Consider the following 15,972-nt stretch of genomic DNA (forward strand, 5'->3'; position numbering starts at 1 on the left):
TATTAAATCAAGCTGAATATGGGCTGAGATTGTACGAATTAATGGGAAAGCTGACCACTTCTGTTATTCTTCTTCGCTATTATCTAGCCAAATTTATACAATAGGAATGTTACATGAAACGAGTCGTCATCACCGGTATGGGTATTATTTCGAGTATCGGTAACAACGTCGAAGAAGTTTTAGCCTCACTAAAAGCTGGTAAGTCAGGCATTACTGCCTCTGAACAGTTTAAAGAGCATGGCTTGCGTTCACAGGTATGGGGGGATTTAAAAATTAACCCACAAGAGCATATTGATCGTAAGCAAATGCGTTTTATGGGTGATGCGGCTGCGTATGCATACCTATCTCTTGAGCAAGCGATTGCGGATGCGGGTCTGACTGCTGAGCAAGTTTCCAATGATCGTACTGGTATTGTTGCTGGCTCAGGTGGCGCATCGTCTGAAAACCAAATGATCGCGGTGGATACGCAGCGTGAAAAAGGCGTTAAGCGTGTTGGACCTTACATGGTGCCTCGTACCATGTCTTCTACCGTTTCTGCATGTTTGGCAACACCATTTAAAATTCGCGGTGTGAACTACTCAATCAGTTCTGCTTGTGCCACTTCTGCTCACTGTATTGGTCATGCGGTTGAACTGATCCAACTGGGTAAGCAAGACATCGTATTTGCCGGTGGCGGTGAAGAGCTGTACTGGTCACAAACCATGATGTTTGATGCGATGGGTGCGCTGTCGACCAAATACAACGAAACCCCAGAAAAAGCCTCGCGGACTTACGATGCGGATCGCGATGGTTTTGTGATCTCTGGTGGCGGCGGTATGGTGGTCGTGGAAGAGTTGGAACACGCGTTGGCACGTGGTGCCACCATCTACGGTGAAATCGTTGGTTATGGTGCGACATCAGATGGCTACGATATGGTGGCTCCATCGGGTGAAGGTGCGGTGCGTTGTATGAAAATGGCAATGCAAGATGTTGATAAAATTGACTATATCAACACTCACGGCACCTCTACACCAGTGGGTGATGTGAAAGAGCTCGGTGCCATCCAACAAGTGTTTGCTGGTAACAGTCCTGCTATTTCAGCCACCAAAGCGATGACTGGTCACGCATTGGGCGCAGCAGGGGTACATGAAGCGATTTACTCAACTCTGATGTTGCATCACAGTTTTATTGCGCCAAGCATCAACATTGATACCTTGGATGAAGCGGCACACGGTCTCGATATTGTGACGGAAATGCGTGAGCAAGCGCTGACCACTGTGATGTCGAATAGCTTTGGTTTTGGTGGCACGAATGCAACCTTGGTGATCAAAAAGTACCAAGGCTAAGTGCCCAATCCAACCTAGTTTCCAGAACAGATTAGTCTCACTAATCGCAACAGACGCAGACTTTGTTCCATGGAAAGCGGAACAAAATCCTTAGGTTCTGGATGTTTACCCGGTGGCTTAGGCCTCCGGGTATTTTTATTCTCGACAGCCTCCACGCTTTTCTGCACAATGCCCGCAACTTTGACTGCCGCAAATTCCGACGATGAAAATTCTAATTGATGAGAACATGCCTTACGCCGAAGCACTGTTTAGTCAGCTTGGTGAAGTGATTTTAAAACCGGGTCGTAGCTTAACGGCCGATGATTTGATTGATGTAGATGCCTTAATGATTCGCTCGGTCACTAAAGTGAATCAGGCGCTGCTAGCCAAAGCCAATCGCTTGAAGTTTGTTGGCAGTGCGACGGCGGGGATGGATCATGTTGACCAAGCGTTACTGGCCGAACGTGATATTTTGTTTACCGCGGCACCTGGCTGTAACAAGGTTGGGGTGGCGGAATATGTGTTTAGCGTACTGATGGTGCTGGCACAGCAGCAAGGTTTTTCTATTTTTGATAAAACGGTTGGCATTGTGGGAGCCGGGCAAGTGGGCAGTTATTTAGCGCACTGCTTGTCTGCCATTGGGATCAAGGTCCTGCTCAATGATCCCCCAAAACAAGCACAAGGCGATCCGCGCAGCTTTACTGAGCTGGATGCCTTACTCGAACAAGCGGATGTGATCACTTTACACACGCCCATTACACGCGAAGGTGAATGGCCGACCCAGCATTTGATTAATCAGCCGATCTTACAAAACTTACGCAGTGATCAAATTTTGATTAATGCGGCGCGTGGCCCTGTGGTCGATAACGCAGCGCTTAAAGCGCGTTTGCAGCAAGGTGATGGTTTTACCGCGGTGTTAGACGTGTTTGAATTTGAACCGCAAGTGGATATGGAATTGCTGCCCCTGTTGGCATTTGCTACCCCGCATATTGCCGGCTATGGTCTGGAAGGTAAGGCGCGTGGTACCACCATGATTTTCAACAGCTATTGTGCGTTTCTTGGCCGAACACTGCATGCGGATCCAGCCAGTTTATTGCCTCGCGCTCCTGTGCCTAAGGTCTATCTCGATCGGGCATGGAATGAAGTAACGCTGCATACGCTGACTCAAATTATTTATGATGTGCGCCAAGATGACGCACTGTTTCGCCGCGAGATCCATCAACCCGGAGCGTTTGACTTAATCCGCAAACACTATTGGGATCGACGTGAATACAGCGCGGTGACATTAACCGGAGGTGCTGAGTGTGATTTGGCTCCTTTGGCTAAACTCGGTTTTCAAGTAGAGGTATGTGATGAGCCAACAATTTAATGTTGCCATTTTTGGCGCAACGGGCGCCGTAGGCGAAACGATGTTGCAAGTGTTGCAGGAACGTGAGTTTCCTGTCGCGGAACTTTTCTTGCTGGCCAGTGAGCGCAGTGAAGGTAAAACCTATCGCTTTAACGGTAAGACAGTGCAAGTGCAAAATGTCGAAACCTTTGATTGGTCACAAGTGCATATCGCGCTATTTTCGGCCGGTGGCGAACTATCGGCACATTGGGCTCCGATTGCGGCTGAAGCGGGCGTGGTGGTGATCGATAACACCTCACATTTCCGTTATGACTATGATATTCCTCTTGTGGTGCCGGAAGTGAATCCAGAAGCGATTGCTGAGTTTCGTAACCGCAATATTATTGCCAACCCGAACTGCTCCACCATTCAGATGTTAGTCGCGCTAAAGCCGATTTACGATGCGGTTGGCATTGAGCGGATTAACGTGACCACTTATCAATCGGTTTCTGGTGCAGGTAAAGCGGGGATTGATGAGCTGGCGGGACAAACGGCCAAGCTACTTAATGGTTATCCTGCAGAAACCAATGCCTTTAGCCAACAGATCGCATTCAACTGTATTCCACAAATCGATCAATTTATGGATAACGGTTACACCAAAGAAGAGATGAAGATGGTATGGGAAACCCAGAAAATCTTCAATGATCCGTCAATCATGGTTAACCCAACGTGTGTACGAGTACCGGTGTTTTACGGCCATGCGGAAGCGGTGCATGTAGAAACCGGCTCGCCGATTGATGCAGAGCAAGTGCTCGATCTGCTTGAACAAACCGCTGGCATTGAAGTGTTCCGTGGCGCCGATTTCCCAACCCAAGTGCGTGATGCGGGCGGAAGAGATGATGTTTTGGTTGGCCGAGTACGTAATGACATCAGCCATCATAGCGGAATTAACTTGTGGGTAGTGGCCGATAACGTGCGTAAAGGTGCTGCCACCAATGCAGTACAAATTGCTGAGCTGTTAGTGCGCGATTATTTGTAAACGACCTTGATGAGCACTCATTTATAACAAAACCCACCGGCTGGTGGGTTTTGCTTTATCTGGTTCTCGCCATCTAAACCAAGCTTGGTTTAGCGATTTATTTCGCTGGGCGATGGGCGTTAGGGTTGTCTTTGCAGTTGCCTTGACTACCGCACTTACCGTACAGATACAGACTGTGGTTGGTCAATTGCACATTGTATTTTGCCGCGATCTCTTTTTGGCGCTGTTCAATCACATCATCCGAAAACTCGATCACCTCACCGCAGTCCAGACACACTAAGTGGTCGTGGTGATGTTGAGATGAGAGTTCAAACACCGACTTACCACCTTCGAAGTGGTGGCGGGTTACAATGCCGGCATCATCAAATTGGTTCAGAACTCGGTACACGGTGGCAAGACCAATCTCTTCGCCAAGATCAATCAACTTTTTGTACAGTTCTTCAGCACTAATATGTTGGCATTCTGGTTGTTGTAACACTTCTAAAATTTTAAGCCGTGGAAGGGTAATTTTAAGACCCGCATCCTTTAGCGCTTGATTGTTGTCTGACATATACTTTCCTGTTGATGTTCTGCCGTGATAAATCGCTGCTACATGAGGTTAATCGTTGTCAAATCCACGTCAACTGTCGAATCGGTGAACATTTCTCACTGGCTATTTAGCTGCATCTCAATTCGTTGGGGATAACAGAAATTGATGTTGAACTGCATTATAGGTGAGTCGCCGTGAACAATAAACCACGAACTTCAAGCGGTTAATTGGAAGCCTGTACCTTCGTGGCAACACATTGGAACAGGATACGGATTTCACGGTTTGCTGTTTCTCCAGTATGGTGGCAATGGTTATCCACATTATTTCGCAATAGTGAGTTATAACGGTGGTTGCTTTAGCTGCAGTCTAGGCTACTCAAGGTATGAAGAAAATACTCTTGAGACGTTATCTCGCGAATAGTGTGAAGTCGCTACGGAACTGTAGAGCACTTTTAGTGGCTTTGCTGATGAGAGATTGGATGGTTTAGGCGTAGAGTCTGGATTAATAAAAACATCCCCTAGCAAAAGCAGGGGATGTTAGGTTTATGCTGCCATCAAACTTAGTCTTCCAGTTCAGCCAAGCACATCTCTTGATAAACTTGGTTTACCCATTGGGTGACACGTTGTTCGGTGAGTTCTGGTTGGCGGTCTTCATCGATACACAGGCCAATAAAGTGGTTTTCATCGGCGAGAGCTTTAGAGGCTTCGAATTCATAACCTTCGATTGGCCAGTGACCGACGATGGTTGCGCCTTTGGCTTGCACGATATCACGTACACTTCCCATCGCATCGCAGAAATACTCTGCGTAATCTTCTTGGTCGCCACAACCAAAAATTGCAACAAGTTTGGTTGAAAAATCAATGGCTTCTAACTCAGGAAAAAAATCATCCCAGTCACACTGAGCTTCACCGTAATACCAAGTCGGAATGCCTAATAACAGCAAGTCGAAGTTGTTAATATCTTCTTTGCTGCTTTTAGCAATATCTTGTACGTGAACCAGTTTTTTACCGAGTTGTTTTTGAATCATCTTTGCAATCGCTTCGGTGTTGCCGGTGTCGCTGCCAAAGAAGATACCTACACTTGCCATAGAATCATTACCTTTAGATTGTTAAAGAGTCGAGAGGCTTGGTTGAGCTTAACCTAGTCCACCGCCTTCCCAAGTCAATTGAATTATGCCTTTGGCGACAAAGCCTGCGCACCCTAAAAAGAGCACTAACCATACGATACGACGTCCTAATAAGGGAACATTGGCTTGTTTCAACACATCTTTAATCGCCATTCCGATCAGGAAAAACAGCGAAGCAAACAACAGATCGAGTCCAATTGCCTCTAATGTGTTGATATCGTCGTAAAGCATGCACATTCCTTGATGCCAAATTACTTGCGCGCACTATACCACTGTTAGTCGACAAAGTTAATCGGCGTAGTGTTTCTCAATTCACTTCGTAGCGGCGTGCGGTCAATCGATAAATTTGCGGATCGTGCGCAGTACCTCGTTTGGTTTTTCTGCGTGTAACCAGTGACCGGTATTAGCGATCACATGCGCTTTGGCTTGGCTAAACTGTGCTTGTACTATCGGTTGGTGTTGCGCAGTCAAGTAATCAGAATCTGCCCCTTTAATAAATAAAGTAGGAATGGGACAAGGGGCGATCGTCTGCCAGCCTAAAATGTCGGCATAGTGCTTTTTTAACGCCGCGACATTGAAGCGCCAAGTCATCACGTTTTGCTCTGCTTGCAAAGATTTGCCAAGAAACTGTCGAACGCCCTCTTGCTCAATGTGCTGGGCAAGCAGTGACATCACTTCACTGCGCGAAGTAGGTTTTTGTGCCAACACCGCCTCCAGCGCAGCGAACACCTGATCGTGACGGTGCTGGTGGTAGGCGACGGGTGACATGTCTAATACCACCAGTTGTCGAATTTTTTGCCGAGCAAGCTCGGCGAGTTTCATTGCGACTTTACCACCCATTGAGTGGCCAATCACAGTCACTGCCGTGAGGTTAAGATGTTCAAGTAATTGGTTCACATCGTGTGCCATCAAAGGATAATTATGTGCATCACTATGGAACGACTGTCCATGGTTACGCAGATCCAGACTCAGGACTTGATGATCTCGTTTGAGATCACGAGCCAGTAAGCCAAGGTTGTCCATGCTGCCAAATAGGCCGTGGATCAAAACAACGGTATTACCGCTGCCTTCAAGTTTGTAATTAAGAAGTGCTGACATTTTATCTTATTAGTGATTGGTTTAACGTAGAGTCTCAGTCAAGATCTCGCTATAATCCGCAAAAGTTTAAACATAGAGATTGTGAAAAGCGAATGAAAACAATTGAGGTTGATGAGGATCTATACCGTTACATTGCCAGTCAAACGATGCATATTGGTGAAAGTGCTTCCGATATTTTGCGTCGTCTACTCAATGCTGACAGTGGTGAGTGGGTTGTTGCGCCGATGGCTGAGCCGAAAGGATTAGTGGTGAGCAAAGATGCCGCGTTAGAGACCAAAATTGATAGCGTAAAAGCGATGCGTTCGCTACTGATTTCCGATGAGTTTGCTAGCCTGAAAAATGCGATCGATCGCTTTATGTTAGTGTTGTCGACCCTATACCGCATCGACGCTATTAGCTTTTCAGCCGCGACGATGGTTAAAGGTCGTAAGCGGGTTTATTTTGCCGATAATCAACAGACGTTATTGGCGAGTGGCCAAACGACTAAGCCTAAGTCGATTCCTAACACGCCATTTTGGGTGATCACCAACAACAACACCAGCCGTAAGCAACAGATGGTAGAACAGGTGATGGTGCGGATGGGGTTCCCAAGTGACATTATTGAGAAAGTTACTCATTCGATTTAATTTTTGCTAATCACAGCCAAAAATTCTGATTTAAGCCTCATAATGCGTAGCGCGATGCCGTTATATTATGGGGTTTTATTTTAGACAAAATTTAAACAAAGGATGTCACTATGGCGATGCACCCTCGTGCTGGACAAAAGGCGCGACAAGAGGATCTGCACAATATCCCTGCGCTAGTTGCAAATTATTACTTACTCCAGCCAGAAGCTGGCAATCTGGCGCATAAAGTCGAATTTGGTACCTCGGGGCACCGTGGTACGTCAGATAAAACTACGTTTAATGAACAGCATATTTTAGCGATTGCCCAAGCGGTAGCCGATGTGCGCCGTGCACAAGGGGTGACCGGGCCGATCTTTATTGGTAAAGACACGCATGCGTTGTCAGAGCCTGCGTTTAGTAGTGTCTTGGAAGTGCTGATTGCCAATGGTATTGAAGTCATCGTGCAACAACATAACGGCTACACCCCGACACCGGGGATTTCCCATGCGATCTTAACTTACAATCGTAAGCATACTGCGCAAGCCGACGGTATTGTGATCACGCCATCGCACAATCCACCACAAGACGGTGGCATTAAATATAACCCACCCCATGGCGGCCCAGCGGAAGGTGAATTAACCCAAGCGATTGAAGATGGTGCTAACGCTTATATCAGTGCCAATCTTAGTGGGGTCAAACGTATGCCGTTGGCTTTGGCATTACAATCGCCACTGTTTAAGCAAATCGATTTGGTTAAACCGTATGTTGATGATTTGGTCAATGTGATCGATATGGCGGCGATTCAACAGGCCAAGCTAAAAATCGGGGTTGATCCTCTTGGTGGCAGTGGTATCGATTATTGGCGTCAAATTGCGCAAGCCTATCAGTTGGATATTACTTTGGTCAGCGAAGCGATCGACCCAAGTTTCCAATTTATGTCACTGGATAAAGATGGTGCAATCCGTATGGACTGCTCTTCGCCCTATGCGATGGCGGGCTTATTGGCGTTGAAAGATGAGTACGATTTAGCGTTTGGTAATGATCCAGACTACGATCGCCACGGTATCGTTACGCCTAAAGGCTTGATGAATCCCAACCATTTCTTAGCAGTGTGCATCGATTATTTGTATCGTCACCGTCAAGGATGGGCAGAGCATGTCGCGGTTGGTAAAACATTAGTTTCCAGTGCCATGATTGATAAAGTGGTAGCCGATCTTGGTCGTGAATTGTGTGAAGTGCCGGTTGGCTTCAAATGGTTTGTTGATGGCTTGTACTCTGGGCGTTTTGGCTTTGGTGGTGAAGAAAGTGCGGGAGCTTCTTTCCTACGCCAAGATGGTACACCTTGGTCGACCGATAAAGATGGCATCTTGTTATGCCTATTAGCGGCAGAAATCACGGCGATTACCGGCAAAAATCCACAGCAATATTACGATGAGCTAGCGGCCAAACATGGTGAATCTCATTACAGCCGTTTGCAAGCGGTGGCCAATGGGCCGCAGAAGAATGTACTGAAAAAACTCTCACCAGAGAAGGTGGCAGCGCAAACATTAGCCGGTGATCCAATCACCGCTCGTTTAACGCATGCACCGGGCAACGGCGCAGCGATTGGCGGTTTGAAAGTGACCACCGATTATGGCTGGTTTGCCGCCCGCCCTTCTGGTACCGAAGATATTTACAAGATTTATTGTGAGAGCTTTAAAGGGCCTGAGCACTTAAAGCAAATCGAATCTGAAGCGCAGCAGATTGTGAACCAAGTGTTTAAAGACGCGGGTTTATAACCGAGCTGTGAGGATGAAAATAAGGGGCGCTGACATCGCCCCTTTGTCTTTTATATCGCTTAATAATTTGTATGATACAGCAAGCCTAAACGTGGATGGCCTTGAGATATTCCACTCTGCTGCTCAATGGATTACAAGATGAACAATTTACAGCTAGAAGCTTTGCTAAATGAGACATTGTCACCACAGTTAATCAAAGATTACTGTCCTAATGGTTTGCAAATTGAAGGTAAAACTCAGGTGCAACGGATTGTTACCGGAGTGACGGCCAGCTTGGCTTTAATCGAGGCGGCGATCGAGAACAATGCCGATGCGTTGTTAGTCCATCACGGTTATTTTTGGAAAAATGAACCGGAGGCTATCCGCGGTATGAAAGGCCGCCGCATCCGTACCCTAATTCAAAATGAGCTCAACTTGTATGCATACCATCTGCCTTTAGATATCCATCCACAACTGGGCAATAATGCACAATTAGCCCAGCGCTTAGGAATTTGTGTCGAAGGTGGTTTGGAAGGGCATCCGCAATCGGTGGCGATGTTTGGTCGCTTAGCTTCCCCATTGACTGCACAACAACTTGCACAGCGAATTGAACAAACTCTTAATCGAGCACCGTTGCACATTGCTCCTGAGCAAGCGGATAAGTTAATTGAAACGATCGGTTGGTGTACCGGTGGTGGACAAGATTACATTGAGTTGGCGGCTAGTCGTGGCCTCGATGCGTTTATCTCCGGAGAGATCTCGGAGCGTACCACTTATGCGGCACGTGAACAGTCGATTCACTATTTCTCAGCGGGTCATCATGCTACCGAACGTTACGGAATTAAAGCGTTAGGGGAATGGTTGGCACAACATCACGGACTCGATGTTACCTTTATTGATATTGATAATCCGGTGTAGTGCACAGCATGCTCACCACCTTAGGTGGTGATTTAAGGATGGCAATATCAACTAGAGCGAGATGACCTCGCTCTAGTTGTATATCAGTGGTGTGATGGATCACCGATTAGGATCACGAATGGCGTTCATGCAGGGGTAGGAAATCACGCAATTGTTGACCTGTGTACAACTGACGTGGGCGACCGATGCGATTGTCTGGATCGCTGTGCATCTCATTCCAGTGCGCAATCCAACCTATGGTCCGTGACATAGCAAAGATCACGGTAAACATTGAGATAGGAATACCGATCGCTTTAAGAATAATACCGGAGTAAAAATCGACATTCGGGTAGAGTTTTTTGTCGATAAAATAGCTGTCAGATAGGGCAATACGCTCCAATTCCAAGGCGACATCCAGCAGTGGATCTTGAATATTCAACTCTTTGAGCACTTCATGACACGCTTCGCGCATGACCGTCGCGCGTGGGTCATAATTTTTATAGACCCGATGACCAAAGCCCATCAAACGGAAAGGATCATCCTTATCTTTCGCACGTCGGACATACTCCGGAATTTTATCGACTGAGCCGATCTCTTCCAGCATACGTAAACATGCCTCATTCGCGCCACCGTGAGCTGGCCCCCACAGAGAAGCAATTCCTGCAGCGATACAGGCAAATGGATTCGCCCCCGATGACCCCGCCAAACGTACGGTAGAAGTAGAGGCATTTTGCTCATGGTCGGCGTGCAAAGTAAAAATCTTATCCATGGCACGCGCGACGATGGGGTTAACCTCATACTCCTCACAAGGGGTCGCAAACATCATATGTAAAAAGTTTTCTGCGTAACTCAAATCATTACGTGGATAGATAAACGGCTGACCGACTGAATATTTGTAACACATTGCGGCCAAGGTTGGCATTTTTGACAGCAGACGATAAGCCGCGATTTCTCGGTGAGTATCATTATTGTTGTCAAGAGAATCGTGATAAAACGCCGCTAACGCACCAACCACACCACACATTACCGCCATTGGGTGTGCATCACGGCGGAAGCCGTGGAAAAAGCTGGCGATCTGTTCGTGCACCATAGTGTGGCGAGTTACGATTTTTTTGAATTCTTCATATTGCTTGCGATTGGGCGCCTCACCGTACAGAAGGATGTAGCACACTTCTAAGTAGTCCGCGTTATTGGCGAGCTGATCGATCGGGTAACCACGATGCAATAAAATACCTTTATTGCCATCGATGTAGGTAATTTGAGACTCACAAGATGCAGTGGCAAGAAAGCCTGGGTCAAAAGTAAAGTAACCGTTGGCGCCTAAGGTGCGAACGTCGATGACTTGTGGGCCAAGAGAACCATCCATTATCGGCAATTCGATTGGCGCTTTACCTTCAATGTGCAGGGTCGCTTTCTGATCCGCCATAACCATCTCCTTTGTTTGTTAATTTAATCCGTCCAGGATCTTTGTGTGTGATTCTTGTACGTCTGATCTCAGGCAAAGTCAATGCTTGTCCTCTGATGTGTGCAGTCACTTTGATTTTTTACCGTGCTAAAGTTAAAAATATGTTCCATGTGGCAGAACTTGTTAACTCAACCGTACTAAAATGTTGCAGCCTAGGTTTGGCAAATAAATTTACTGATACGCCTATAAATTCAAGGGAATAGAGATATGTTATGCTGATATTTCAACCTTGAATGAAATAGTTAAATGGCCGTTACCTTGAGAATTTACTGGTTGATGTGTTGTTTAAATGTTAATCAGTGTGTTGTTATTTGAGATTGACAGACCAAGCTTGATTATCGACATAACACAGTTTTACGATCGCTCTATCGAATATTAAGCCTTTATCGATGGCTGGGTGGCAAGCTTTTAAAACAGAGCAACGTTTATCGGATCTTGATGATAAATTTAGCGTTTTTCGTTGCCACGGTATTATGAATTGTGTCAGTGTTTGCCTTAAAGGTTTGAATCCAATCCAAGCGATGAGAGATATGCAGTTTTAATCCATCCATCGTGCGGCTTAAATTGAAGATTGCAGGCGTTAGCGTCTGCTTTGTATAGCTCGGCGCAGACCGTAGCAAACGTGAAAACAACTGATTAAGGGAAAAAAATGCACAATAGCGTGATGAAGGCATGGCTCGAGTCTTCACATTTGGCTGGCGCTAATGCAACTTATGTAGAAGATCTCTACGAATTGTATCTCAGTGATCCCGATCTGGTGAGTAATGAGTGGAAACGTGTGTTTGAGGAGTTGCCTGTGCACTCCAGCAATGTGGTGGAACAACCACACTCACGGGTTCGCGACTACTTCCGACGGCTCGCGCAAGAGAGCAAGCATTACAGTGCCCAAGTGAGTGATCCTGAAGTCGATGCAAAACAAGTTAAAGTTTTACAGCTTATCAATGCATACCGCTTTCGCGGCCATGAAGCCGCGCAATTGGATCCGCTCGGTTTATGGCAGCGTCCTGACATCGCAGAACTCAATCCACTATTTCATTCTTTAACCCAAGAAGATTTACAAGCCACTTTCAATGTCGGCTCTTTTGCTATCGGCCAGGAGACCATGCAACTGCAAGAGATCCACCAATCGTTGCAAAAAATCTATTGTGGTGCGGTGGGGGCTGAGTACATGCATATCACCGATACGGAGCAGAAGCGTTGGATCCAGCAACGTTTGGAGCCAGTGGTTGGTAGCCCAGTCTTTACCCAGCAAGAAAAGCAAACTTTCCTTGAAGAGCTCACCGCCGCGGAAGGCCTTGAGCGCTATCTTGGTGCGAAGTTTCCAGGTGCCAAACGTTTCTCTTTAGAAGGGGGGGACGCTTTAGTGCCAATGACCAAAGAGCTGATCCGCCAGGCAGGTGCAAGTGGCATGCGAGAAGTGGTGATTGGCATGGCACACCGTGGTCGTTTAAACATGCTGGTGAACGTGCTGGGTAAAAAACCACAAGATCTGTTTGATGAATTTGCAGGCAAGCATGCCGAAGGATGGGGCACTGGGGATGTTAAATACCATCAGGGTTTCTCGGCAGATTTTGCGACGCCAGGTGGCGATGTTCATTTAGTTTTAGCGTTTAACCCGTCCCATTTAGAAATTGTAAATCCAGTGGTGATGGGTTCGGTACGTGCCCGGCAAGATCGCTTAGGCGACCAAGATGGCAGTAAAGTCTTGCCGATCACCATTCACGGTGACTCTGCGATTGCCGGGCAAGGCGTGGTGGCCGAAACCTTCAATATGTCGCAAGCGCGCGGTTTCTGTGTCGGCGGTACGGTACGGATTGTGATCAACAATCAAGTTGGTTTTACCACTTCTAATCCACGCGATACGCGTTCGACTATGTACTGTACCGATATTGCCAAAATGGTTCAGGCTCCCATTTTTCACGTTAATTCAGACGATCCTGAAGCGGTCGCTTTCGTCACCCGCTTAGCCTTGGATTATCGTAATCAATTTAAGCGCGATGTGGTCATCGATCTGGTATGTTATCGTCGTCACGGTCATAACGAAGCGGATGAGCCGAATGCCACGCAGCCGCTGATGTACCAAAAAATCAAAAAACATCCCACCCCACGTAAATTGTATGCTGATGTGTTGACCGAGCGTGGTGAGTGCTCGCTCGAAACCGCTACACAACTGGTCAACGAATACCGTGATGCGTTAGATCGCGGTGAAGTGGTGGTCAAAGAGTGGCGGCCCATGGCGATGCATTCGGTGGATTGGTCGCCATACCTTGGCCATGATTGGACAACGTCATGGCAGAACGCATTTGCGATGACACGATTGCAAGATCTCGGTCGCCGAGTATGCCAATATCCAGGCAGCCATGCTCTGCATAGTCGAGTTGAAAAAATCTATCAAGACCGCTTAGCGATGATGACTGGCGAAAAGATGTTGGATTGGGGCATGGCGGAAACCCTAGCTTACGCGACGTTACTGGATGAAGGAAAACGCATCCGCATTTCTGGGCAAGATTCCGGTCGTGGAACCTTTTTCCATCGCCATGCCGTGCTACACAACCAAAATGATGCCAGTACTTATATTCCATTGACGCAAATCCATGCTGGCCAAGGTCCGTTTGAAGTGTATGACTCGGTGCTATCCGAAGAAGCGGTATTGGCATTTGAGTATGGTTATGCAACGGCTGAACCCAGTGGTTTAACCGTATGGGAAGCCCAGTTTGGTGACTTTGCCAATGGGGCGCAGGTGGTGATCGATCAGTTCATTTCGTCAGGTGAACAAAAATGGGGGCGTTTATGCGGCCTAACCATGTTGTTACCACATGGCTATGAAGGCCAAGGCCCTGAACACTCTTCAGCACGTTTAGAGCGCTATTTGCAATTATGTGCCGAGCAAAACATGCAGGTGGTGGTGCCATCTACCCCCGCGCAGGTATACCACATGCTGCGCCGCCAAGTGGTGCGCCCAATGCGTCGGCCACTGGTAGTGATGTCGCCTAAGTCTTTGCTGCGTCATCCATTATGTGTGTCCAGTGTACAAGAGCTAACCGATGGCACGTTCCAGCCAGCGATTGCTGAAATCGATCATTTAGAGGCGACGCAAGTCAAGCGGGTAGTATTTTGTTCTGGTAAGGTTTACTACGACTTACTTGAGCAGCGTCGAGCCAATCAGCAGCAAGATGTCGCGTTAGTGCGTATTGAGCAGCTCTATCCTTTCCCACTGGACGATGTACAAGCGGCGATTGCCGATTACCCGAATGTATTGGATTACGTCTGGTGTCAAGAAGAGCCTCAAAACCAAGGGGCTTGGTACAGTAGCCAGCACAATTTCCGCGCAGCGATTCCTGCTGGTGCCGAGCTGAAATACGCTGGTCGTCCTGCTTCAGCATCGACCGCGGTTGGCTATATGTCACTGCATATGAAACAACAAAAAGCGTTGCTTGAAGACGCGCTAAACTTAGCCTAAGAACGAGAAGTATAAGGAAGAGACGATTATGACCATTGAAATTCTGGTTCCAGATTTGCCTGAATCCGTCGCAGATGCCACGGTGGCGACTTGGCATAAACAGCCGGGCGATTTCGTTGCGCGTGACGAAGTGATTGTGGATATTGAGACGGACAAAGTGGTACTGGAAGTTCCGGCTCCTGAGGCCGGAGTGTTGGAGGTAATTCTAGAGCCAGAAGGGGCGACAGTATTGTCAAAACAGCTATTGGCCCGCTTGAAGCTGAGTGCGATTGCCGGTGAGCCGACTCAAGATTCGCCAGATGCGACCCAACCGTCACCCGATAAACGCCATAAAGCGACGCTGAGTGAGGAAAGTAGTGATGCGCTCAGCCCAACCGCCCGCCGTTTGTTGGCTGAGCATAATTTACTCGCTGATCAAGTCAAAGGCTCTGGGGTCGGTGGTCGTATTACCCGGGAAGATATTCAAGCCCATTTGGCAGCGACCCCGGCACCGGCTGTGATAGTGGCACCTGCTACCATGGTGGTGGCAGAGTCTCACGCTGGCCGTACCGAGAAGCGTGTACCCATGACCCGGCTGCGTAAGCGGATTGCCGAGCGCTTGTTAGAAGCGAAAAATAGCACTGCGATGCTGACAACGTTTAACGAAGTCAACATGAAGCCGATCATGGAGATGCGCCAGCAATATCAAGATGTATTTGAAAAGCGCCATGGGATCCGGCTCGGTTTTATGTCGTTCTTTGTTAAAGCGGTCACTGAAGCGCTCAAGCGCTATCCTGAGGTGAATGCGTCTCTAGATGGTGAAGATATTGTCTATCACAACTATTTTGATGTCAGTATTGCCGTATCGACACCGCGTGGCCTTGTTACCCCAGTGCTGAAAGATTGCGATAGCTTGAGCTTGGCGCAAATTGAAAAAGGTATCAAAGGGTTATCTGAAAAAGGCCGCGATGGTAAGCTAACAGTTGAAGAGCTGACGGGCGGTAACTTTACCATCACTAATGGTGGTGTGTTTGGTTCGCTGATGTCGACACCCATTATCAATCCACCGCAGGCCGCGATTTTAGGCATGCACAAAATCCAAGATCGCGTGATGGTCGTGGATGGTAAAATGGAAATCTTACCGATGATGTATCTCGCTCTGTCTTACGATCACCGCTTAATTGATGGTCGAGAATCGGTGGGTTTCTTGGTAACGATTAAAGCACTGCTCGAAGATCCTGCTCGCCTGTTGCTGGACGTTTAAGGGGCGTGAATGTCCGTGGTTGAGTGAGATTTTGGTCAGGCATGTAGCATGTCTGACCTGATATCGGCTTAATGTTGACCGCTTGCTCAAATGGCTTAGCCACCTTACAGTTCAGTCACCGT

The 15,972-nt window shown here is 47.5% G+C and carries 13 protein-coding genes; 8 read left to right on the top strand and 5 right to left on the bottom strand.

The genetic code is table 11. The features are described from left to right. The first annotated feature begins 113 nt into the window (after positions 1-113). The 3 genes from fabB (at position 114) to OOK74_RS03825 (ending at position 3,670) form a co-directional block, all read left to right on the top strand. Positions 114-1,325 carry a beta-ketoacyl-ACP synthase I gene (gene fabB / locus OOK74_RS03815; RefSeq protein WP_166013364.1) on the top strand — a complete coding sequence of 404 codons (1,212 nt, stop codon included), beginning with the start codon at positions 114-116 and terminating at the stop codon, positions 1,323-1,325. A gap of 202 nt (positions 1,326-1,527) precedes the next feature. Then, on the top strand, positions 1,528-2,673 hold the full coding sequence (locus OOK74_RS03820) for a 4-phosphoerythronate dehydrogenase (RefSeq protein WP_278183139.1): 1,146 nt from the start codon (positions 1,528-1,530) through the stop codon (positions 2,671-2,673). After that, positions 2,657-3,670: an aspartate-semialdehyde dehydrogenase gene (locus OOK74_RS03825; protein WP_274722220.1), complete on the top strand. Its 1,014-nt coding sequence runs from the start codon at positions 2,657-2,659 to the stop codon at positions 3,668-3,670. Before OOK74_RS03820 ends, OOK74_RS03825 begins: the two co-directional genes overlap by 17 nt. A gap of 97 nt (positions 3,671-3,767) precedes the next feature. Here the strand turns inward: OOK74_RS03825 and fcrX are convergent, their stop codons facing one another. From fcrX to OOK74_RS03845, 4 genes are all read right to left on the bottom strand, one after another. Continuing rightward, the gene (gene fcrX, locus OOK74_RS03830; protein WP_274722221.1) at positions 3,768-4,220 is read right to left on the bottom strand and encodes a ferric iron uptake transcriptional regulator FcrX; all 453 of its coding nucleotides are present in this window, start codon (positions 4,218-4,220) and stop codon (positions 3,768-3,770) included. A gap of 538 nt (positions 4,221-4,758) precedes the next feature. Next, positions 4,759-5,286 carry a flavodoxin FldA gene (fldA, locus tag OOK74_RS03835; protein ID WP_274722222.1) on the bottom strand — a complete coding sequence of 176 codons (528 nt, stop codon included), beginning with the start codon at positions 5,284-5,286 and terminating at the stop codon, positions 4,759-4,761. 48 nt (positions 5,287-5,334) lie between these two features. After that, positions 5,335-5,556 carry a DUF2788 domain-containing protein gene (locus OOK74_RS03840; RefSeq protein WP_166013359.1) on the bottom strand — a complete coding sequence of 74 codons (222 nt, stop codon included), beginning with the start codon at positions 5,554-5,556 and terminating at the stop codon, positions 5,335-5,337. A gap of 102 nt (positions 5,557-5,658) precedes the next feature. Then, entirely contained in the window at positions 5,659-6,423 is a 765-nt protein-coding gene (locus OOK74_RS03845) for an alpha/beta fold hydrolase (protein WP_274722223.1), read from the bottom strand. 92 nt (positions 6,424-6,515) lie between these two features. Here OOK74_RS03845 and seqA point away from each other — a divergent pair, with 92 nt between their 5' ends. From seqA to OOK74_RS03860, 3 genes are all read left to right on the top strand, one after another. Further along, positions 6,516-7,049 carry a replication initiation negative regulator SeqA gene (seqA, locus tag OOK74_RS03850; protein ID WP_274722224.1) on the top strand — a complete coding sequence of 178 codons (534 nt, stop codon included), beginning with the start codon at positions 6,516-6,518 and terminating at the stop codon, positions 7,047-7,049. A 110-nt stretch (positions 7,050-7,159) separates the two neighbouring features. Continuing rightward, complete coding sequence (gene pgm, locus OOK74_RS03855) at positions 7,160-8,806, top strand: phosphoglucomutase (alpha-D-glucose-1,6-bisphosphate-dependent) (protein ID WP_274722225.1); 1,647 nt, start codon at positions 7,160-7,162, stop codon at positions 8,804-8,806. 138 nt (positions 8,807-8,944) lie between these two features. Continuing rightward, positions 8,945-9,703, top strand: a complete 759-nt coding sequence (locus OOK74_RS03860; RefSeq protein ID WP_278183140.1) for a Nif3-like dinuclear metal center hexameric protein — start codon at positions 8,945-8,947, stop codon at positions 9,701-9,703. Between the two features lie 112 nt (positions 9,704-9,815). Here OOK74_RS03860 and OOK74_RS03865 read toward each other — a convergent pair whose 3' ends face one another. Then, a complete protein-coding gene (locus OOK74_RS03865; RefSeq protein WP_166013354.1) occupies positions 9,816-11,108 on the bottom strand; it encodes a citrate synthase in 1,293 nt (430 codons plus the stop codon). A 688-nt stretch (positions 11,109-11,796) separates the two neighbouring features. Between OOK74_RS03865 and sucA the strand changes: the two genes are divergently transcribed. Further along, a complete protein-coding gene (gene sucA / locus OOK74_RS03870; RefSeq protein ID WP_278183141.1) occupies positions 11,797-14,607 on the top strand; it encodes a 2-oxoglutarate dehydrogenase E1 component in 2,811 nt (936 codons plus the stop codon). Between the two features lie 28 nt (positions 14,608-14,635). Further along, on the top strand, positions 14,636-15,850 hold the full coding sequence (odhB, locus tag OOK74_RS03875; protein WP_278183142.1) for a 2-oxoglutarate dehydrogenase complex dihydrolipoyllysine-residue succinyltransferase: 1,215 nt from the start codon (positions 14,636-14,638) through the stop codon (positions 15,848-15,850). The last annotated feature ends 122 nt before the right edge of the window (positions 15,851-15,972 follow it).

The sequence above is a fragment of the Vibrio misgurnus genome (assembly GCF_029635775.1).
Classification (GTDB): Bacteria; Pseudomonadota; Gammaproteobacteria; order Enterobacterales; family Vibrionaceae; genus Vibrio; species Vibrio chanodichtyis.

Bases quoted from the DNA above. Each gene is read 5' to 3' on its own strand.
- fabB (WP_166013364.1), top strand. From the start codon at position 114: ATGAAACGAGTCGTCATCACCGGTATGGGTATTATTTCGAGTATCGGT.
- OOK74_RS03825 (WP_274722220.1), top strand. From the start codon at position 2,657: ATGAGCCAACAATTTAATGTTGCCATTTTTGGCGCAACGGGCGCCGTA.
- fldA (WP_274722222.1), bottom strand. From the start codon at position 5,286: ATGGCAAGTGTAGGTATCTTCTTTGGCAGCGACACCGGCAACACCGAA.
- OOK74_RS03840 (WP_166013359.1), bottom strand. From the start codon at position 5,556: ATGCTTTACGACGATATCAACACATTAGAGGCAATTGGACTCGATCTG.
- fcrX (WP_274722221.1), bottom strand. From the start codon at position 4,220: ATGTCAGACAACAATCAAGCGCTAAAGGATGCGGGTCTTAAAATTACC.
- OOK74_RS03820 (WP_278183139.1), top strand. From the start codon at position 1,528: ATGAAAATTCTAATTGATGAGAACATGCCTTACGCCGAAGCACTGTTT.
- sucA (WP_278183141.1), top strand. From the start codon at position 11,797: ATGCACAATAGCGTGATGAAGGCATGGCTCGAGTCTTCACATTTGGCT.
- OOK74_RS03845 (WP_274722223.1), bottom strand. From the start codon at position 6,423: ATGTCAGCACTTCTTAATTACAAACTTGAAGGCAGCGGTAATACCGTT.
- OOK74_RS03860 (WP_278183140.1), top strand. From the start codon at position 8,945: ATGAACAATTTACAGCTAGAAGCTTTGCTAAATGAGACATTGTCACCA.
- seqA (WP_274722224.1), top strand. From the start codon at position 6,516: ATGAAAACAATTGAGGTTGATGAGGATCTATACCGTTACATTGCCAGT.
- OOK74_RS03865 (WP_166013354.1), bottom strand. From the start codon at position 11,108: ATGGCGGATCAGAAAGCGACCCTGCACATTGAAGGTAAAGCGCCAATC.
- pgm (WP_274722225.1), top strand. From the start codon at position 7,160: ATGGCGATGCACCCTCGTGCTGGACAAAAGGCGCGACAAGAGGATCTG.
- odhB (WP_278183142.1), top strand. From the start codon at position 14,636: ATGACCATTGAAATTCTGGTTCCAGATTTGCCTGAATCCGTCGCAGAT.